Origin of the sequence: Paramicrobacterium humi, from assembly GCF_900105715.1 — a bacterium.
In the GTDB taxonomy this organism is placed as follows: Bacteria; Actinomycetota; Actinomycetes; order Actinomycetales; family Microbacteriaceae; genus Paramicrobacterium; species Paramicrobacterium humi.
Genome location: NZ_FNRY01000001.1, coordinates 2,013,013 through 2,031,355 on the forward strand (window position 1 = coordinate 2,013,013; position 18,343 = coordinate 2,031,355).

An 18,343-nucleotide genomic window follows, 5' to 3' on the forward strand; every position below is an offset into this window, starting at 1 on the left:
CGCTCAGCCCTCAGGGGGAGGAGCGGTCGTCGCTCGCACGACGAGCGCCGTCGGCAGCCGGATGTGCGTGTTCTCCGGCGTGTGCCCGTCCATGAGCGTGAGCAGCATCGAGAGCGCCTCCTCGCCGAGTCGCTGCATGGACTGCCGCACCGTCGTGAGCGGAACGGCGCGGCGTGCCGCCTCGGGGACGTCATCGAAGCCCACGATCGAGAGGTCGCGGGGGACGGAGAGCCCGAGGCTCGTCGCGAGCTCGTGCACCGCGATGGCCGAGATGTCGTTGGCAGCGAAGACCGCGGTCGGGCGGTCGGCGCTCGCGAGCAACGAGCCGGTGCGCTCGCGAGCGGCATCCGGTTCATATCGTCCGACGCGCACAAGAGCCGGATCGAAGGCGATTCCGGCATCGCTCAGCGCCTGGCGATAGCCGGCCTCGCGCAGCGACGAGGAGCGCAGGTCGGGGCGGCCCGCGACGAACCCGATGCGCCGGTGGCCGAGCTGGATGAGGTGGCGTGTCGCCTGGAGGGCGCCGCCGAAGTTGTCGGATTCGACTGTCGGCAGATCCGCGCGTCCCGTGTGCGGGTCGATAGCGACGATGGGGATGTCGGAGCTCGCGCCGACGACGGTCGGAGTGACCATGATGGCGCCGTCGATGAGAGTCCCGCTCAGGCGACTGAGGGAGCGTCGCTCCCAGCCCTCGCTGTCGCGCTGGCGTGAACCGCTGTAGGCGAGAAGGTCGAGCTCGGAATCGTGCAGGGCCGCTCCGACGCCCTTGAGGATCTCGGCGCTGAACGGTTCGAAATCGGCGACGAGCACGCCGATCACGCCCGTGTGCCGGGAGCGCATGCTGCTCGCGACGAGACTGGAGGCATAGCCGAGCTTCTCGACCGCGTCCATCACGCGGCGAGCCGTGTCGGCCGCGATGCCGTAGCGTCCGTTCACCGCCTTGGAGACGGTCGCGACGGAGACGCCGGCCTCTCTCGCCACGTCGTGGATTGTCGCTCGTCGAGCCATGTCAGGACGATAGCATGGAAAAGGTTTTCGAAAACGTTTGACAGGTTTCCGACGGATTGTCATCATCGAGTCAATGATCGCGCGCTCACAGCTACGACTGCGCGGATTCTAACGGCGGGCCCCTCGCCCGCACGCACCGCGTCCTCCCTTCAGAGGGACGTCGCTCAACGAAGAGAAAAGGTGAGACATGAAGGCAAGAAAGATTCTCGCCGGGTCTGCAGCGCTTCTGGCTGGAGCACTCGTGCTGAGTGGATGCAGCAGTTCAGGCTCAGGTGATGGCGGCGATGGCGGCGACGTCACCATGACCTTCTGGCACAACTCGACGACCGGGCCGGGCAAGCAGTACTGGGCCGACACGGCAAAGGCGTTCGAAGACGCCAATCCGGGCGTGACGATCAAGATCCAGTCCATCCAGAACGAGGACATGGACGGCAAGCTTCAGACCGCCCTCAACTCGGGCGACGCGCCGGACATCTTCATGGCGCGCGGCGGCGGAAAGCTCGCGGCGGTCGTCGCGGCCGGGCAGGCGATGGACATCACGGACAAGCTGACGGATGACACGAAGAACGCCCTCGGCGACGCGGCGCTCAGCTCGCTCTCGGTCGACGGGAAGATCTACGGCGTACCGACGTCGATCCTCCCGGGCGGCATCTATTACAGCAAGGATCTGTTCAAGCAGGCCGGGATCACGGACACGCCGAAGACGATGGCCGACCTCGACGACGCGGTCACGAAGCTGAAGGACGCCGGTATCGACCCGATCGCGCTCGGCGCGAAGGACGCGTGGCCCGCCGCGCACTGGTACTACTTCTTCGCGCTGCGTGAATGCTCCCAGGACGTCATCGCGAAGGCCGCGAGCGACCCGAACTTCGACGACGAGTGCTGGCTTCGCGCGGGCGAGGACCTGCAGAAGTTCTCCAAGACCGACCCGTTCAACAAGGGCTTCCTGACCACCTCCGCCCAGCAGGGCGCGGGAAGCTCCGCCGGACTGGTCGCCAACCACAAGGCGGCGATGGAGCTCATGGGCGCGTGGGACCCGGGCGTGATCGCCTCCCTGACTCCCGACAAGAAGCCGCTGCCGGACCTCGGCTGGTTCCCGTTCCCCGCCACCGCGCAAGGTGAAGGCGACCCGAGCGCGATGATGGGCGGCGTCGACGGCTTCACCTGCTGGGTCAACGCGCCCGAGCAGTGCGCCGACTTCCTCAACTTCATCGCCGAGAAGAAGAACCAGGAAGGCTACGCCGACGCGTTCGTCACCCTCCCCGCAAGCCAGGAGGCGCAGGGCGTCGTCACGGACCCCGCGCTCAAGGACGTGCTGGCCTCGTACAACGACGCCGCCTACGTCTCGGTCTGGCTCGACACCCTGCTCGGGCAGAACGTCGGCAACGCGCTCAACGTCGCAGTCGTCGACATGCTCGCCGGCAAGGGCACGCCGCAAGGCATCGTCGATGGCGTGACGAACGCGCTCAAGAAGGGATAAGGCACCACGTCATGACCGCTCGCGCGATCCCCTCGTCCTCGCGGCGAGCGAACGTGACTGAGACGTCTGCCGGGGGAGGCGTTCCCACGCCGCCCCCGGCCAGGCGCCGCCGCGCCCCGCTGGGGTGGAGGACTCGACTTGAGATCGTGCTCCTCGTCGGGCCGGCGCTCGTCATGTTCCTCGCCTTCGTCATCTACCCCGTCGTCATGGCGGCGTACTACGGGTTCTTCCGCTGGCACGGCTACGGGCCCGCCACCGACTTCGTCGGGCTGCAGAACTACATCACGATCATCCAGGACCCGTCGTTCCAGGAAGCGCTCATGCACAACGGCATCATCGTCGTGCTCTCGCTCGTCCTGCAGGGTCCCGCGGCGATTCTGCTCGCCTTGCTTCTCAACCGCCGGATGCGCGGCCAATCGCTCATCCGGGTCCTCATCTTCGTCCCGTACGTGATCTCGGAAGTCGTCGTCGGAACCGGCTGGAGCCTCATGCTCCAGACCACCGGAGCGCTCAACAGCTTCCTCGAGAAGATCGGCCTCGGCTCTCTCGCGACCGACTGGCTCGCCGACCCGAACATCGCGATCTGGACGCTCATGCTCATCATCACGTGGAAGTACGTCGGCTTCGCCGTCATCATCTTCCTCGCCGGGCTGCAGGGCATCCCCGACGAGCTCACCGAGGCCGCCCAGATCGACGGCGCCTCCTACTGGCAGATCCAGCGCCAGATCATGTTCCCGCTCCTCGGGCCGACGCTGCGCATCTGGGCCTTCCTGTCGATCATCGGATCGCTTCAACTGTTCGACCTCGTCTACATCGTCTGGGGCCAGTACGTCGCCTCCACGGCGGGAACCTCCACGATGGCCACCTACATGGTCGCCAACGGACGCAACGCGGGAAGCTACGGCTACGGCAACGCAGTCGCCGTCGTCCTGTTCCTCATCTCGCTCGTCGTCGCTCTCGTCTACCAGCGTTTCGTGCTTCGACGCGACACGGCAGGCGCTCTCACGGAAAGGAACGGCTGATGGCCACGTCGACCATGCGCATGAGCCTTGGCGCTCGCCGAGGCCGCCCCAAGCTCGCGTGGGGAAGTCCCGTCGTCTACTTCGTCGCGCTCGTCGTGATAGCGCTCATGCTCGCGCCGATCGCCTACATCATCCTCGGCGGGTTCCGCACGAACGCGCAGATCACGACCGACCCCTCCGGGTTCCCTGCGCCCTGGGAGATCGGCAACTACCTCACGGTTCTGTTCGGCAGCGTGTTCTGGCAGCAAGTGCTCAACTCGACGATCGCGGCGCTCGGCACGACGCTCGGGGCCGTCGTGCTCGGTCTCGCCGCGAGCTACGTGATCGCGCGGTACCGATTCCGGGCGAGCGGCGTGCTGTACGCCATCTTCGCCGCGGGACTCATGTTTCCGATCACCGTCGCGATCACGCCGCTGTACCTCGTTGTGAAGAACCTCGGGCTCATGAACTCGCTCGCGGGAGTCATCCTCCCGCAGATCGCGTTCGCGCTCCCGACGACGATCATCATCCTCGTGCCCTTCCTCCGCGCGATTCCGAGCGAGATCGAAGAGGCCGCGTTCATCGACGGCTGCTCCCGGCTCGGCTTCTTCTGGCGCATGGTCGTGCCCCTCGCGGTCCCCGGCGTCATCACGACCGGGATCCTCGCCTTCATCGGCAGCTGGAACGGGTACATCCTTCCCCTGTTCATCCTCAACGACGCGTCCACGTTCACGCTGCCGCTCGGCGTGCAGGCCTTCGCGTCCCAGTACTCGGTGGACACGGCGAAGGTGCTCGCCTTCACCTCGCTGTCGATGATTCCCGCGCTCGTGTTCTTCAGCCTGTTCGAGCGTCGCATCGTCGGCGGTCTCACCGGCGCGGTCAAGGGCTGACGTGTCAGCGCCGTCACCGCGCGTCCGCAGTTCGCATCATCGCAGAGAAGAGAAACACATGGATCGCTCCGGCCTGCCGCAGTACTCGGCCCGCGTGCGGGACTTGCACGCGCGCATGACCCTCGAGGAGAAGCTCGCCCAGATCGTCGGCTTCTGGGTCGACCAGGGCGGAGAAGTCGTCGCCCCTCTCGCGGGCGAGATGGCGACCTCGACGAAGTACGAGGAAGCGACGCGGCACGGCATCGGGCACCTGACGCGCGTGTACGGCACCCGCCCGGTCGATCCCGCCGAGCGCGCTGCCTGGCTCGCCAGGGAGCAGCGTCGCCTGCGCACGCAGACCCGGCTCGGCATCCCCGCGATCGTGCACGAGGAGTGCCTCACGGGACTCGCCGCCTGGAAGGCCGCCGCGTTCCCGACACCACTTGCCTGGGGCGCCTCCTTCGACCCGCAGCTCGTTGAGCGCATGGCGGGGCTCATCGGCTCGTCGATGCGCTCCCTCGGCATCCACCAGGGACTCGCGCCCGTGCTCGACGTCATCCGCGATCCGCGGTGGGGTCGCGTCGACGAGTGCATCGCCGAGGACCCGTACGTCGTCGGAACCATCGGCACCGCATACGTGCGCGGCCTCCAAGCGGAAGGCGTGCACGCGACCCTCAAGCACTTCGTCGGCTACTCAGCCTCGCAGGCCGGACGCAACCACGCTCCCGTGCACGCGGGGCCGCGCGAGATCGCGGACGTGCTGCTCCCGCCGTTCGAGATGGCCGTGCGCGACGGCGGCGTGCGCTCGGTCATGAACTCGTACGCCGAGATCGACGGCGTCCCCGTCGGCGCCGATCCGGCCTACCTCACCGAGCTGCTGCGCGGAGAATGGGGCTTCGACGGCGTCGTGGTCTCGGACTACTTCGCCGTCGCGTTCCTGCACATGATGCACGCGATCGCCGCCGACGACGGCGAAGCGGCCCAGCTCGCGCTGACCGCGGGCATCGACGTCGAGCTGCCGACCGGCGACGCCTATCTCGAACCGCTCGCGGCGCGCGTGCGTGCGGGTCTCGCCGACGAAGCGCTCATCGACACGGCCGTGCTCCGGCTGCTCGCGCAGAAGGAGGATCTCGGTCTGCTCGAGGAGGACTTCGCGTTCGAGCCCGAGCCCGTCGACCTCGACTCGCCCGAGCACCGCGCGGTCGCGCGCGAGCTCGCGGAGGAGTCGGTCGTGCTGCTCAGCAACGACGGCACTCTGCCGCTTCCAGAGGGCGACCCCCGGTCGCGGCGCATCGCGCTGATCGGCCCGAACGCGGACTCCCGCGACGCGCTCATGGGCTGCTACTCGTTCGCCAACCACGTGCTCGCGCACCACCCCGACGTGCCGCTCGGCGTCGAGATCCCGACGCTCGCCGAGTCGCTGCGCGCCGAGTGGCCGCTCGCCGAGATCAGCCAGGTCGCCGGCTGCGCCGTCGACGGCGATGACCGCTCGGGCATCCCGGCAGCCGTCGCCGCCGCGCGTGAGTCCGACGTCGCGATCATCGTCGCGGGCGACCGTGCGGGCCTGTTCGGACGCGGAACCGTCGGTGAGGGAAACGATGCCGAGAGCCTCGAGCTGCCGGGAGTGCAGCGCGAGCTCGTCGAGGCGGTCGTCGCGACCGGGACGCCCGTCGTGCTCGTGCTCGTCACCGGCCGGCCCTACGCCATCGGCTGGGCGATCGAGGGCGAGCACGCGCCACGCGCTGTCGTGCAGGCCTTCTTCCCCGGCGAAGAGGGGGCCGGCGCGATCGCCGGCATCCTCTCGGGTCGAGTGACGCCCTCCGGGCGGCTTCCCGTCTCGCTGCCGCGCTCGGCCGGGGCGCAGCCGTACTCGTATCTGCACCCGATCCTCGGCGGCAACTCAGAGATCACCGCGACAAACACCACTCCCGTGCTGCCGTTCGGGCATGGACTCTCCTACACGACGTTCGAGCACTCGGACCTCGCTGTCGACGCCGTCGAGGTTCCCGCGGGCGGCACGTTCGGGGTGAGCGTCACCGTGCGAAACACGGGAGAGCGCGCGGGCGCCGACGTCGTGCAGCTGTACGCGCACGACGAGTTCGCGAGCGTCACGCGCCCTGTCGCGCAATTGCTCGGCTACGCTCGCGTGGACCTCGAACCCGGAGAATCGGCCGCCGTCGAGTTCCGCGTGCCGACGTCGCGGCTCGCCTTCTCCGACCGTTCGCTTCGCCGCGTGATCGAGCCTGGCGGCATCCAACTCTGGGTCGGACCCTCGTGCGACAAGCGGGAGACCGAGACGCGCCTCGAGATAACGGGCGACACCGTCGCTGTGGGGGTGCACGACGAGCGCCTTGTCGGCGTATCGGTCGTCGCGGCCGTCGCACTGTAACCGGGCGCGCCGGGCGATGGCAGGATGGAGGAATGTACCGCACGCGTGAGGAAGCCCGTTTGGCCACGCGCCGCATCTCCCGTCGCTGGCCGCTCATCTCGGGCATCATCGCGGCGGTCCTCGTGGCGGTTCTCGGACTGCTCGTATGGCTGCGGCAGGGCCCGTTCAGCGTGGACACCGAGTGGGCGGTGGAAGTGCGCGAAGACCCGACCGGATTCCTCGACATCGTCAGCAACGTGATGAATCAGCTCGGCGGCGGTCCCGTCGCGGTCTGGGTCATCCCGCTCCTCGGCGTCGCCGCTCTGCTCATCGTCAAGCGGCCGTTCGCCGCGCTGTACTGGCTGCTCGCGATCGCCGCGAGCGCGGGAGTCGTGCAGCTCGTCAAGCATCTCATCGGCCGGGAACGACCCGAGGACATGCTCGTCACGAGCGACTTCGGCTCGTTCCCGTCGGGTCACACGGCGAACGCCGCGACGGTAGCGCTCGTGCTCGGCGTGCTGTTCCCGCGCGTGCTCGTATGGCTCGCCGGCGCCGCGGGCGTCGCTCTCATGGCGTTCACGCGCACCTACCTCGGTGCGCACTGGCTCACCGACACGATCGGCGGCGTGCTCATCGGCGTGTGCGTCGCCCTCATCATCGGCGCGCCGTTCGCCGACCGGCTGTTCCGTGAACGGCACCGGCTGCCGGCGCGCCCCCGAACCTCCGCCGCGACCGCGGCGCCCGACGAAAAGAGAAGGAAACCGCGTGATCGCTGAGATCGGACGAAACTGGGCGGGCAACCTCGCCTTCACCGCCGAACGGCTCGTCTCCCCGGCGAACGTCGACGAGGTGCGACTCGCTCTCGCCGCCGCGAGCCGTGCGCGCGCCGTGGGCACGCGGCACTCGTTCAACACGATCGCGGACACCCCTGGCCTCCTGCTCTCCACAGCGCGCCTGACCGACGCCCCCGTCATCGACGAGACGGCGCGCACCGTCACGGTCGGCGCGGGCGTGCGCTACGGCGAGCTCGGCCGCGAGCTCGAGGCGGCCGGCTGGGCGCTCGCCAACCTCGCCTCGCTCCCGCACATCTCGGTCGCCGGCGCGATCGCCACGGGAACCCACGGCTCGGGCGATGGCGTGCGCTCCCTCGCCGCCGCCGTCGCGGGCCTCGAGTTCGTGACTGCGGCCGGCGAGGTCGTGACCCTGCGCCGCGGCGACGCGGACTTCGACGGCGCCGTCGTCTCCCTCGGCGCCCTCGGCATCGTCACGCGCGTCACGCTCGACATCGAGCCGAGCTTCCACGTCGCCCAGCACGTGTTCGAGCAGCTGCCGCTTCAGAACGCGCTCGAGAACCTCGACGCCGTCACGGGCGCGGCATACAGCGTGAGCCTTTTCACCACCTGGCGGGACCCTGACACGATCGACATGGCCTGGCTCAAGAGACGAGCGGATGCCGCCACGGGCGTGCCCGCGACCCTCCTCGGCGCACGTCCCGCGACAATCGCCCGGCACCCCCTCCCCGGTCTGCCGGGCGACATCTGCACGACGCAGCTCGGCGAGGCGGGCGCCTGGATCGACCGACTGCCGCACTTCCGCCTCGACTTCACGCCCTCCAACGGCGACGAGCTGCAGACCGAGTACCTCGTGCCGCGCGATCGCGCCGTCGAGGCGCTGCGCCACGTGCGCGAGCTCTCGGCGCAGATCGCGCCGCTGCTGCTCGTGAACGAGATCCGCACGGTCGCGGCCGATGAGCTGTGGCTGAGCCCCGCGTACCGGCAGGACGTCGTCGGCCTGCACTTCACCTGGCAGTCGCGGCAGGCGGAGGTGGAGCGGCTGCTCGTCGACCTCGAGCAGCGACTGCTGCCGCTCGCCGCCCGCCCGCACTGGGGCAAGCTGTTCATGGCCGACGCCGTCGCCCTGCGCGAGGCGTACCCGCGGCTCGACGACTTCCGGGCGCTCGCCGACCGCTACGATCCGCAGCACGTGTTCCGCAACCGGTTCCTCGACGCGGTCTTCGGCGACGAGGGCTGAGCTGTCTGAGTCGGCTGATCCGCCTGATCTTGCTGATCCGAACGTCGCCCCGAGTCATCTCATTTGTGGCAAAGTGTCCACGTCGGGCTCCTCTGTGAGCACATTGCCACGAACGAACGAGCCTTCGCCTAAGAATCATCCCGCCGTGCGAGCCAGCTGCGACGCCGCGACCTCGCCGATGCGACGCACGCCGTGCGCCCTGGCCGGGTCGGAGCTCTCCGCCCAGACGGCGCTGAGGCCGCTCCACGCGATCGTCCAGGCCAGCAGCGACTCCCGGTCGATGCCGGCGCGCTCGCCGATGAGCGCCACGCGGCGATCCAGCAGCGGAACCGCCGCCACCGGCTCAGGATTGCACAGGATGTTCGCGAAGTCGAAGACGCGGTCGCCGTGCAGCCCCTTGGGGTCGATGGCGAGCCAGCCGTGCTCGCCGAAGTCGAGAACGTTGCCGTGGTGCACGTCCCCGTGCAGCGCGATCGGCTCCCGCGCGCCCTCGAATAGCTCGCGGGCGATGCCCGCCGCTCGGCCGAGGAATCCCCGATCGTCCACGCGCGCGAGCAGCTCCCTGAACCACCTGTCGAGGGGGATGAGGTCGCCGGGAAGCGGGCGAGAGACGGATGCCGCATGCAGCCGCAGCACGGTGTCGCACAGGATCGCGGTGGCCTCGTCGTCGTGACCCGTCGCGCTCAGCCCCGCGAGGCTCCGGACGCCGCGCGCCCGTTCGAGCAGCACCGCGGTGTCGTCGTGCTCGAGCACCGGTGCGGCACCGAAGCCGGCGAACCACGCGAGCACGCGTCCGCCGCGCGCCTCCTCGGCGATACGGGCGACCTTCAGCATCGCGCGCGCCCCGTCGGTCCTCAGCACCGGCTGCAGCCACGACGACGGGGTCTCGACGACCTCGCCGTCCGGCGTCAGCGTCCACCGTCGGCGGTGCGCAGCGAGCGATCGCGCACGCGAGAGCCCCGTCATGTGCCCACTGTAGCGAGCGGCTCCGCCCGAGCGGGGGAGCGCGCCGTAGACTGCGAGCGTGAGCAGCATCCGCCCCTATCGACCTGCCGACCGCGACGCCGTCTACGACATCTGCGTGCGCACCGGCGACAGCGGCCGGGACGCGACCGGCCGGTACTCACGACCCGACCTGCTGCCCGACATCTACGCGGGGCCGTACCTCGAGTTCGAGCCCGGGCTCGCGTTCGTCGTCGATCGCGGCGATCGCGCGATCGGCTACGTGATCGCGACCTCGGACACGCGCGCGTTCGTGCGCTGGTACGCCGACACGTGGTGGCCGTCGGTCGAGGGGAAGTACCCGGCGTCACCGGAGGAGGAACCGGGGGAGCGTGAGCTCGTGGCGACGGGAGCGAACGCCGATCGGATGCTGGTGCCCGCGGTGGACGCGTATCCGGCGCACTTGCACATCGACTTGCTGCCCGAGACGCAGGGACAGGGCTTCGGGCGGCGCCTCGTGGACACGCTCGCGGATGCGCTGCGCGCCCGAGGGGTGCCGGGACTGCACTTGACGGCGGGCGCCTCCAACACGGGTGCGCTCGCGTTCTACGAGCGGCTCGGCATGAAGGTGCTCGAGCGCGGCGGCGGCGTCACGTTCGGTCTGCGCCTCTGAGTCAGCGGCTGCGCTGCGGGAGCCGTTCGAACCAGTAGAGCATGTCGGGGTTCGTGCGCTGCAGCTCGTCGAGCGGGACGGTGCCCTGAATGTGCTCGATCGGCACGGTCACGAGCCGCTCGGCAATGGCGTTGATGTCGTCATCGCTCCAGTACTCGCCGCGCATGCGCAGCACGAGCCTGCCCTCGGAATCGAGAACGAACATCTGCATCGTCGGCGGCATCGACGCGTTGCGCCGGAGTGACATCACGATCGCACGGCCGATCGTCTCGGTGGGCGTGCGGCGGGTGGCGCCGAAGAAGCTGACCTCCTCGAGCGTGTCAGCCGTCACGCGGATGCGCGCGCGGAAGTAGCGGACGAGCACGACGATGCCGACCACGAGGAAGAGCGTCTGCGCGCCGAACACCCACCAGAACGCGCCGGCCGGAATGGCGAGCCAGTACAGCGTCACGAGGGTCGGCACCGCGAGCGCGACGGACACCCCAATGCCCTGCCACAGCACGGATCGTCGCACATGCACCGTCATCGACGTGGATGCGTCGGCCGTTTCCCCCATCGGTCCTCCACGTACATCTTCGTACGAAATCATCGACGTCGCCGTCCTCTCTTTGGCGGACACGCCCCCCGCGTCTCCGTCCGGTAGACAGTCTGCCATCTGCCGCCGACACGTCGGGCACGCCCTTGGGGGGACGCGCGAGCAGCCGGACGGAGCGGAGCGAAGGCTGCCGCGCACGAGGCCAGAAATTGGCGGAGAATGGGGGATTCGAACCCCCGAGGGCGTTAACCCAACACGCTTTCCAAGCGTGCGCCATAGGCCACTAGGCGAATTCTCCTCGGCCGTCGTTCCCGACGGGCCTTGGCTATCCTACCCGAGAGCGAGGGCCGCTGCTGACACAGGGGCGTGCGCCGGGCGGCATCCGGAATCTGTACAATGGATGGTGGCTCCTCGCGTGGCGCCATCCAGGCCAACTCCCCCAGGACGGAAACGTAGCAAGGGTAACCGGGCTCTGGCGGGTGCGCGAGGGGTCCTTTTCTTTGTCCGCTCGTCGCGGCCCACGCAGAGACGCGGGCGGCCCGACCGAAGCCGAACCGCCCGCAAAGAGGCAGTGCGTCAGAACCGGCGCTGCTGCGGCGTCTTCTCGGGCAGGGTCGAGCCCTCCCAGCCGCGGCGCACCGAGCGGGAGCCGCGGTGCTCGTCGCGCGAGCGGTACACGATGTATGGCCGGAACAGGTAGCCGATCGGCGCCGAGAACACGTGCACGAGGCGCGTGAACGGCCACAGGATGAACAGCAGCGTCGCGCAGATCGCGTGCAGCTGGAACAGCACGGGCACGTCGAGCATGAGTGTAGGGTCGGGCTGGAACAGGATGATGCTGCGCACCCACGGCGACACCGTCTCGCGGTAGTCGTAGCCGCCGCCGGCGATCTGGTGCACGACGGTCGCGCTCGTGCCGAGCAGGATCGTCGCGGCGAGGAAGACGTACATGATCTTGTCCATGACCGTCGTCGCGAGGAACACCGTGCCGACCGTGCGGCGCCGGTAGATGAGCACGGCGAGGCCGAACACGAGCATCGCCGCGGCCGCCGTGCCGAGCACCGTCGCGCCCCAGTGGTACATGTGCTCGTCGATGCCGATCGCGTACAGCCACTCGGCGGGCACGAGCAGTCCGACGACGTGGCCGCCGAGCACGAGCAGGATGCCGAAGTGGAACATGGGCGAGCCGATGCGCAGCAACCGGCTCTCGTAGACCTCGCTCGAACGCGTCGTCCAGCCGAACTTGTCGTAGCGGTAGCGCCACAGGTGCCCCACGATGAACACGGCGATGCCCGCGTACGGCAGCGCCACCCAGAGGACGAAGTCGAGCGCGTTCATGCGCGGGCCTCCTCGCGTGCGGAGAACGGTTTCAGGTTGCCGAGGAACGTCAGGCCGACGGTCTCGGTGGGCGGTCCGTCGTTGACGAGGCTCAGATAGCGCTCCCTGACCTCGTTGGAAATCGCCGGGAGGGATGCCGCTACCGCCTCGATCAGGTGCACGTAGGGGCTGCGGTACCCCGTGAGTGCCGCGCGCAGCACTTCGATGCCGTCGCGGTGCGCGGCGAGCAGGTCGACGGCGACGGGGGAGGCGGATGCCGCCGAGAACTCGAGAACCTCGGGCAGGAAGTCGGGCAGCTCCTCCTCCGAGGGCGTCCAGCCGACCGCGCGGTACGCCTCGATGAAGCGCACGAGCGCCATGCCGCGTCGGCGCGTGTCGCCGGCCGCGTAGTAGGTGAGGTACATCGCGCACTTGCGCTTGAGGTCGAACGTCTCGACGTAGCCCCGCTGCAGCTGCTCGGGAGCGGCATCCGTCGTCTCGGCGAAGAATCGCGCGAACCGCTCCGCGAGCGGCGCCGGCAGGTGCGCCGCCGCCTCGGCGACAGCGGGCCAGTGCGACAGGCGCAGCTCGTCGGGATAGTCGAGCAGAATGGATGCCGCCATGTGCGCGATGCGCCGCTGGTCATCGCTGAGCGGCAGCGGCGCGACCGGCTCGGGAAGCGGCCTGACCGGGCTCATGACTCGTCGTTCCTGTCTTTCGGCGGGAACATGCCTGTCGGGGTGCCGTTGCCGTCCCAGTTCAGCAGGTTCACGCGGCCCGGCGTGGACGGCCGGTCGGCGGTCTGCCGGTCCTTCAGCACGTGGAAGTTCTCCACCGACACCGGCTGCGGGCCGTGGCCGCTCGAGAGGCCGAGCGGGCCCGCGCCGCCCATGCCCGGGCCGCCCTCGTAGTCGAGCGAGCACGCGAGCTCGTCGAGCTCCCGCGCCTGCTCCGAGTGCGCCTGCGGGATGACGTAGCGGTCCTCGTACTTCGCGATCGCGAGCAGCCGGTACATCGCCTCGACCTCGGTGCCCGTCATGCCGATCGCCTCCGCGATCGACTCGTCGCGCTCCTCGCCGAGGTTGATGTTGCGCATGTACGAGCGCATCGCCGCGAGCTTCTGCAGCGACTCGGTGACCGGGCCGAGGTCGCCGGCGCTGAACAGCCCGGCGAGGTACTCCATGGGGATGCGGAGCTTGTCGATCGCGGCGAACAGGTTGCGCACGTCCTCGCCGTCGTTGCCGCTTCCCGCGACGACGTCGACGACGGGCGACAGTGGCGGGATGTACCAGACCATCGGCATCGTGCGGTACTCGGGGTGCAGCGGCAGCGCGACCTTGTACTCCTTGATGAGCTTGTAGATCGGGCTGTTCTGCGCCGCCTCGATCCAGTCCTCGGGGATGCCCTCGGCGCGGGCGGCCTCGATGATCGCGGGGTCGTGCGGGTCGAGGATGATGTCGCGCTGTGCGTCGAGCAGGTCCTTCTCGTCCTCGACGGATGCCGCGGCGAGCACGCCGTCGGCGTCGTACAGCACGAGGCCGAGGTACCGCAGTCGGCCGACGCACGTCTCGGAGCAGACGGTCGGCAGGCCGACCTCGATGCGCGGGTAGCATAGCGTGCACTTCTCGGCCTTGCCGGTCTTGTGGTTGAAGTACATCTTCTTGTACGGGCAGCCCGAGACGCACATGCGCCAGCCGCGGCACTGGTCCTGGTCGACGAGCACGATGCCGTCCTCGGAGCGCTTGTAGATCGCGCCCGACGGGCATGACGCCATGCAGGAGGGGTTGAGGCAGTGCTCGCAGATGCGCGGCAGGTAGAACATGAACGCCTGCTCGAACTCCATCGAGACGTGGTCGCTCATGTGCTTGAGGATCGGGTCCTCCGCCGCCGTCTCGGTCGAGCCGCCCAGGTTGTCGTCCCAGTTCGCCGACCAGCCGATCTTCATGTCGTTGCCCGTGAGCAGCGACTTCGGCTTCGCGACGGGCGTGTGCTCGCCGGCCGGGGCGTTGAGCAGCATGTCGTAGTCATACGTCCACGGCTCGTAGTAGTCCTCGATCTCGGGCAGCTTCGGGTTGTAGAAGATGTTCGCGAGCTTCTGCAGGCGACCGCCGGCGCGCAGCTTGAGCCGCCCGCGCTTCGTGCGAACCCAGCCGCCGCCCCACTTCTCCTGGTCCTCGTAGGTGCGCGGGTAGCCGAGGCCGGGCTTGGTCTCGACGTTGTTGAACCACACGTACTCCATGCCGGTGCGGTTCGTCCACGCCTGCTTGCAGGTGACGGAGCACGTGTGGCATCCGATGCACTTGTCGATGTTCATCACCATCGACATCTGGGCCATGACTCGCATCAGTATTCGACCTCCTGGCTGCGGCGGCGGATAACCGTCACTTCGTCTCTCTGGTTTCCTGTGGGTCCGAGGTAGTTGAACGCGAACGACAGCTGACCGTAGCCGCCGATCAGGTGGCTCGGCTTGAGCAGAACGCGCGTGAGCGAGTTGTGGATGCCGCCGCGCAGCCCGCTCGTCTCGGCCTTCGGCACATCGACCGTTCGGTCCTTCGCGTGGTACATGTACACCGTGCCCTCGGGCATGCGGTGCGACACGTTCGCGCGGGCGACGACGACGCCGTTGCGGTTGTACGCCTCGATCCACTCGTTGTCGCGCACGCCGATCTTCGCGGCATCCTGTGGCGACATCCAGATCGTGGGGCCGCCGCGACTGAGCGAGAGCATGAACAGGTTGTCCTGGTACTCCGAGTGGATCGACCACTTCGAGTGCGGCGTGAGGTAGCGCACCGCGACCTCCGCATGCCCCTCGGAGCCTGCGGCGCCGGTCGGCTTCGTCGAGCCGACCTTCGCGTCGCCGTATAGGCGATACAGGTCGAGCGGCGGCCGGTAGATCGGCATCGACTCGCCGAGCTCGAGCATCCAGTCGTGGTCGAGGTAGAAGTGCATGCGCCCAGTGAGCGTGTGCCACGGCTTCTTGTGCTCGACGTTGATCGCGAACGCCGTGTAGCGGCGGCCGCCGTGCTCGCTGCCCGACCACTCCGGCGACGTGATGACGGGGACCGGCCGGGACTGCACGTCGGGGAAGGTCACGCGGTTGTCCTCGTTGCCGGCGGCGAGCTCCGCCATCGACTGGCCGGTGTGCTTCTCGAGCGACTTGAAGCCCTGCACGGCGAGGCGGCCGTTCGTCGTTCCCGAGAGGGCGAGGATCAGCTCGCACGCGCGCACGTCGGTGTCGAGGCGGACCTGACCGGCGTAGGGGCCGGCCGCGACGACGCCGTTGCTGCGCGCGAGGCGCTCGATCTCCGGCGTCGGGTCGTAGGTGATGCCCTTCGTGACCATGCCGGCCTTCGCCGTGAGCGGGCCGAGCGCGGTCATCTGGTTGGCGAGGTTCGGGTAGTCGCGCTCGACGACGATGAGCTTCGGCATCGTGACGCCCGGCACGAGAGGCAGGTCATCCTCGACGGTGCCGTGCGGCGTCGCCATCGCGTCGGCCGTGTCGTGCGTGAGCGGCGCGGCGATGAGATCCTCCCGCACACCGAGGTGGGTGGCGGCGAGCTCGCTGAAGCGCTTCGCGATCGTCTGGAAGATGTCGAAGTCGGAGCGCGTCTGCCACGGCGGCTGGATCGCCGGGTTGAACGAGTGCACGAACGGGTGCATGTCGGTCGAGGACAGATCGTACTTCTCGTACCACGTCGCCGTGGGCAGCACGACGTCGGAGAACAGCGTCGTGCTCGTCATGCGGAAGTCGGAGGTGACGAGCAGGTCGAGCTTGCCCTCCGGAGCCTCCTCGTGCCACGTCATGGTGCTCGGCCGGCGGTCTCCCTCCGACTCGGGGGCGCGCACCGCGGCATCCGTTCCGAGCAAGTGCTTGAGGAAGTACTCGTTGCCCTTGCCGGACGAGCCGAGGAGGTTGCTGCGCCACACGTTGAGCACGCGCGGGAAGTTCTCGGGGGAGTCCGGGTCTTCGCACGCGAAGCGCAGGCTGCCGTCGGTGAGGCTGTCGATGACGTACTGCTGCGGCTCGACGCCCTTCGCGCGCGCCTCGTCGACGATGTTGAGCGGGCTCTTGTCGAACGTGGGGTAGCTCGGCATCCAGCCGCGCTTCGCCGACTCGACGAGGCAGTCGGCCGTCGTGCGGCCTTCGAACATGCCCCGCGCGAGGGGAGAGGCGAGCTGGTCGGCGGGCAGGCCGTCGTAGCGCCACTGGTCGGTCGCGAGGTACCAGAATGCGGTGCCGATCATGTTGCGGGCGGGTCGCACCCAGTCGGCGGCGAGCTGGTACTGGTTGTACCCGGTGAGCGGGCGGACCTTCTCCTGGCCGACGTAGTGCGCCCAGCCGCCGCCGTTGACGCCCTGGCAGCCGGTGATGGTCGTGAGGGTCAGGAAGGTGCGGTAGATCGTGTCGGAGTGGAACCAGTGGTTCGTTCCGGCGCCCATGATGATCATGGAACGGCCGCCGCTTCGCTCCGCGTTGTCGGCGAACTCGCGGCCGATGCGGGCCACCTGCTCGGCGGGAACCGACGTGATCTCCTCCTGCCACGCGGGTGTTCCCGGCGACGTGGGGTCGTCGTAGCCGGTCGGCCACGTTCCGGGCAGGCCGTCGCGGCCGACGCCGTACTGCGCGAGGAGGAGGTCGAAGACCGTGGTCACCGTCTTGCCGGCGACGGTCATGACGGGCACGCCGCGGCGGATGACGCCCGTGCCGCCCTCCTGCTCCTCGCCGGCCTCGGGCGTCACGTCGAAGCGCGGGAGGTCGATGGCGGCGGTCTGGCCGCCCCACGAGGGGGAGTCGAGGATCGACAGCAGCGGGTCGACGTCGCCGAGGTCGAGGTTCCACTTGCCCTCGTCCTCCTTGGCGAACCGGTGCCCGAGCGAACCGTTCGGCACGACGGGAGTGCCGTCCTTGTCGAGAAGAACCGTCTTGAACTCGGGGTTCGCCGTGGCGGCATCCGCACCGCCGAGGTCGGAGGCGGTGACGAACTTGCCGGGCACGAATGCGTCCTCACGCTCGTCGAGAGCGACGAGGTACGGCGCGTCGGCGTAGCGCTTGAGGTACTCGGCGAAGTACGGGGTGCGGCGATCGACGAGGAACTCGCGCAGGATGACGTGGCCCATGGCCATGGCGAGGGCGCCATCGGTTCCCGGGTGCGGGGCGAGCCACTCGTCGGCGAACTTCGAGTTGTCGGCGTAGTCGGGGGAGACCGTGATGACCTTCTGGCCGCGGTAGCGCGCCTCCGTCATGAAGTGCGCGTCAGGGGTGCGTGTCACGGGGACGTTCGAACCCCACATCATGAGGTACGAGGAGTTGAACCAGTCGGCAGACTCGGGCACGTCGGTCTGGTCGCCGAACACCTGCGGGCTCGCGACGGGGAGGTCCGCGTACCAGTCGTAGAACGACTGCATGGTTCCGCCGAGCAGGTTGATGAATCGCGCGCCGACGCCGTGGGACACCATCGACATCGCGGGGATCGGGGAGAAGCCGGCGACGCGGTCGGGCCCGTACTCCTTCACGGTGTGCACGTGCGCGGCGGCGACGATCTCGATCGCCTCGCTCCAGTCGGCGCGGACGAGGCCGCCCTTGCCGCGTGCCGACTTGTACGTGCGCGCACGCTCGGGGTCGGAGGTGATATCCGCCCACGCCTCGACGGGGTCGCCGAGCCGAGCCTTCGCCTCGCGGTACATCTGCAGCAGCGACGCGCGGATGTAGGGGTAGCGCACGCGCGTGGGGGAGTAGGTGTACCAGCTGAACGCGGCGCCGCGGGGGCAGCCGCGCGGCTCGTACTCGGGAGAGTCCGGCCCGACGGTCGGATAGTCGGTCTGCTGCGTCTCCCACGTGATGATGCCGTCCTTGACGTACACCTTCCACGAGCACGAGCCCGTGCAGTTGACGCCGTGGGTGGAGCGCACGACCTTGTCGTGCGACCAGCGGTCGCGGTAGAAGGAGTCGCCCGCGCGGCCGCCCTTGAGGTAGACGGAGCGCAAGTCATCGGACACTTCGCCCGGCCGCAGGTACCGGCCGAGACTCACGAGGGAGTCGGCGAGCGGCCCGTCCGTTCGTGCACCCGAGTCGGTGCGGCTGAGCGTCGTGCCCCGATTACGTTTCGCCATCCCACTGT

14 protein-coding genes, 1 tRNA gene and 1 other RNA gene are annotated in these 18,343 nt (G+C 68.9%); 8 read left to right on the forward strand and 8 right to left on the reverse strand.

The features are described from left to right. Positions 1–3: 3 nt before the first annotated feature. Positions 4–1,008 carry a LacI family DNA-binding transcriptional regulator gene (locus BLV49_RS09975; RefSeq protein WP_091183427.1) on the reverse strand — a complete coding sequence of 335 codons (1,005 nt, stop codon included), beginning with the start codon at positions 1,006–1,008 and terminating at the stop codon, positions 4–6. Positions 1,009–1,195: 187 nt separating this feature from the next. Here BLV49_RS09975 and BLV49_RS09980 point away from each other — a divergent pair, with 187 nt between their 5' ends. Genes BLV49_RS09980 through BLV49_RS10005 form a run of 6 tightly spaced genes read left to right on the forward strand, consistent with a single transcriptional unit; the run spans position 1,196 to position 8,757 of the window. Next, positions 1,196–2,488, forward strand: coding sequence for an ABC transporter substrate-binding protein (locus tag BLV49_RS09980; protein ID WP_091183430.1), 1,293 nt, complete (start codon positions 1,196–1,198; stop codon positions 2,486–2,488). 11 nt (positions 2,489–2,499) lie between these two features. Then, positions 2,500–3,510, forward strand: a complete 1,011-nt coding sequence (locus tag BLV49_RS09985; protein WP_091183433.1) for a carbohydrate ABC transporter permease — start codon at positions 2,500–2,502, stop codon at positions 3,508–3,510. A 14-nt stretch (positions 3,511–3,524) separates the two neighbouring features. Continuing rightward, positions 3,525–4,379 (forward strand): carbohydrate ABC transporter permease, encoded by an 855-nt coding sequence (locus tag BLV49_RS09990; protein WP_434061470.1) that lies wholly within the window; start codon positions 3,525–3,527, stop codon positions 4,377–4,379. 58 nt (positions 4,380–4,437) lie between these two features. Beyond that, positions 4,438–6,747 (forward strand): beta-xylosidase/alpha-l-arabinosidase, encoded by a 2,310-nt coding sequence (locus tag BLV49_RS09995; protein ID WP_091183441.1) that lies wholly within the window; start codon positions 4,438–4,440, stop codon positions 6,745–6,747. A gap of 32 nt (positions 6,748–6,779) precedes the next feature. Next, the gene (locus BLV49_RS10000) at positions 6,780–7,502 is read left to right on the forward strand and encodes a phosphatase PAP2 family protein (protein ID WP_091183443.1); all 723 of its coding nucleotides are present in this window, start codon (positions 6,780–6,782) and stop codon (positions 7,500–7,502) included. After that, positions 7,492–8,757, forward strand: coding sequence for an FAD-binding protein (locus BLV49_RS10005; protein ID WP_342706625.1), 1,266 nt, complete (start codon positions 7,492–7,494; stop codon positions 8,755–8,757). The genes BLV49_RS10000 and BLV49_RS10005 overlap by 11 nt, the downstream gene beginning before the upstream one ends. Positions 8,758–8,892: 135 nt before the next feature. Here the strand turns inward: BLV49_RS10005 and BLV49_RS10010 are convergent, their stop codons facing one another. Next, positions 8,893–9,723, reverse strand: a complete 831-nt coding sequence (locus BLV49_RS10010; protein WP_091183446.1) for an aminoglycoside phosphotransferase family protein — start codon at positions 9,721–9,723, stop codon at positions 8,893–8,895. 58 nt (positions 9,724–9,781) lie between these two features. On the opposite strand from BLV49_RS10010, the gene BLV49_RS10015 reads away from it, so the two are divergent. Further along, positions 9,782–10,372 (forward strand): GNAT family N-acetyltransferase, encoded by a 591-nt coding sequence (locus BLV49_RS10015; RefSeq protein ID WP_091183449.1) that lies wholly within the window; start codon positions 9,782–9,784, stop codon positions 10,370–10,372. Between the two features lies 1 nt (position 10,373). Here BLV49_RS10015 and BLV49_RS10020 read toward each other — a convergent pair whose 3' ends face one another. Together BLV49_RS10020 and BLV49_RS10025 are read right to left on the reverse strand one after the other, a co-directional pair. Further along, complete coding sequence (locus tag BLV49_RS10020) at positions 10,374–10,928, reverse strand: hypothetical protein (RefSeq protein WP_091183452.1); 555 nt, start codon at positions 10,926–10,928, stop codon at positions 10,374–10,376. Positions 10,929–11,117: 189 nt separating this feature from the next. Next, positions 11,118–11,205 (reverse strand) — tRNA-Ser (locus tag BLV49_RS10025). Between the two features lie 104 nt (positions 11,206–11,309). Here BLV49_RS10025 and ffs point away from each other — a divergent pair. Next, positions 11,310–11,406, forward strand: an RNA gene (gene ffs / locus BLV49_RS10030) — signal recognition particle sRNA small type. A 77-nt stretch (positions 11,407–11,483) separates the two neighbouring features. On the opposite strand, the gene narI is transcribed toward ffs, so the two are convergent. From narI to BLV49_RS10050, 4 genes are read right to left on the reverse strand one after another with little or no spacing between them, the layout of a single operon-like run. Then, positions 11,484–12,245: a respiratory nitrate reductase subunit gamma gene (gene narI / locus BLV49_RS10035; RefSeq protein ID WP_091183455.1), complete on the reverse strand. Its 762-nt coding sequence runs from the start codon at positions 12,243–12,245 to the stop codon at positions 11,484–11,486. Further along, positions 12,242–12,922, reverse strand: a complete 681-nt coding sequence (gene narJ, locus BLV49_RS10040; protein ID WP_091183458.1) for a nitrate reductase molybdenum cofactor assembly chaperone — start codon at positions 12,920–12,922, stop codon at positions 12,242–12,244. The genes narI and narJ overlap by 4 nt, the downstream gene beginning before the upstream one ends. Next, positions 12,919–14,568 carry a nitrate reductase subunit beta gene (gene narH, locus BLV49_RS10045; RefSeq protein ID WP_091183460.1) on the reverse strand — a complete coding sequence of 550 codons (1,650 nt, stop codon included), beginning with the start codon at positions 14,566–14,568 and terminating at the stop codon, positions 12,919–12,921. Before narH ends, narJ begins: the two co-directional genes overlap by 4 nt. Further along, a complete protein-coding gene (locus tag BLV49_RS10050; RefSeq protein WP_091183462.1) occupies positions 14,568–18,335 on the reverse strand; it encodes a nitrate reductase subunit alpha in 3,768 nt (1,255 codons plus the stop codon). Before BLV49_RS10050 ends, narH begins: the two co-directional genes overlap by 1 nt. Positions 18,336–18,343: the final 8 nt, after the last annotated feature.

Bases quoted from the DNA above. Each gene is read 5' to 3' on its own strand.
- BLV49_RS09975 (WP_091183427.1), bottom strand. From the start codon at position 1,008: ATGGCTCGACGAGCGACAATCCACGACGTGGCGAGAGAGGCCGGCGTC.
- BLV49_RS09980 (WP_091183430.1), top strand. From the start codon at position 1,196: ATGAAGGCAAGAAAGATTCTCGCCGGGTCTGCAGCGCTTCTGGCTGGA.
- BLV49_RS09985 (WP_091183433.1), top strand. From the start codon at position 2,500: ATGACCGCTCGCGCGATCCCCTCGTCCTCGCGGCGAGCGAACGTGACT.
- BLV49_RS09990 (WP_434061470.1), top strand. From the start codon at position 3,525: ATGCGCATGAGCCTTGGCGCTCGCCGAGGCCGCCCCAAGCTCGCGTGG.
- BLV49_RS09995 (WP_091183441.1), top strand. From the start codon at position 4,438: ATGGATCGCTCCGGCCTGCCGCAGTACTCGGCCCGCGTGCGGGACTTG.
- BLV49_RS10000 (WP_091183443.1), top strand. From the start codon at position 6,780: ATGTACCGCACGCGTGAGGAAGCCCGTTTGGCCACGCGCCGCATCTCC.
- BLV49_RS10010 (WP_091183446.1), bottom strand. From the start codon at position 9,723: ATGACGGGGCTCTCGCGTGCGCGATCGCTCGCTGCGCACCGCCGACGG.
- BLV49_RS10020 (WP_091183452.1), bottom strand. From the start codon at position 10,928: ATGGGGGAAACGGCCGACGCATCCACGTCGATGACGGTGCATGTGCGA.
- narI (WP_091183455.1), bottom strand. From the start codon at position 12,245: ATGAACGCGCTCGACTTCGTCCTCTGGGTGGCGCTGCCGTACGCGGGC.
- narJ (WP_091183458.1), bottom strand. From the start codon at position 12,922: ATGAGCCCGGTCAGGCCGCTTCCCGAGCCGGTCGCGCCGCTGCCGCTC.
- narH (WP_091183460.1), bottom strand. From the start codon at position 14,568: ATGCGAGTCATGGCCCAGATGTCGATGGTGATGAACATCGACAAGTGC.
- BLV49_RS10050 (WP_091183462.1), bottom strand. From the start codon at position 18,335: ATGGCGAAACGTAATCGGGGCACGACGCTCAGCCGCACCGACTCGGGT.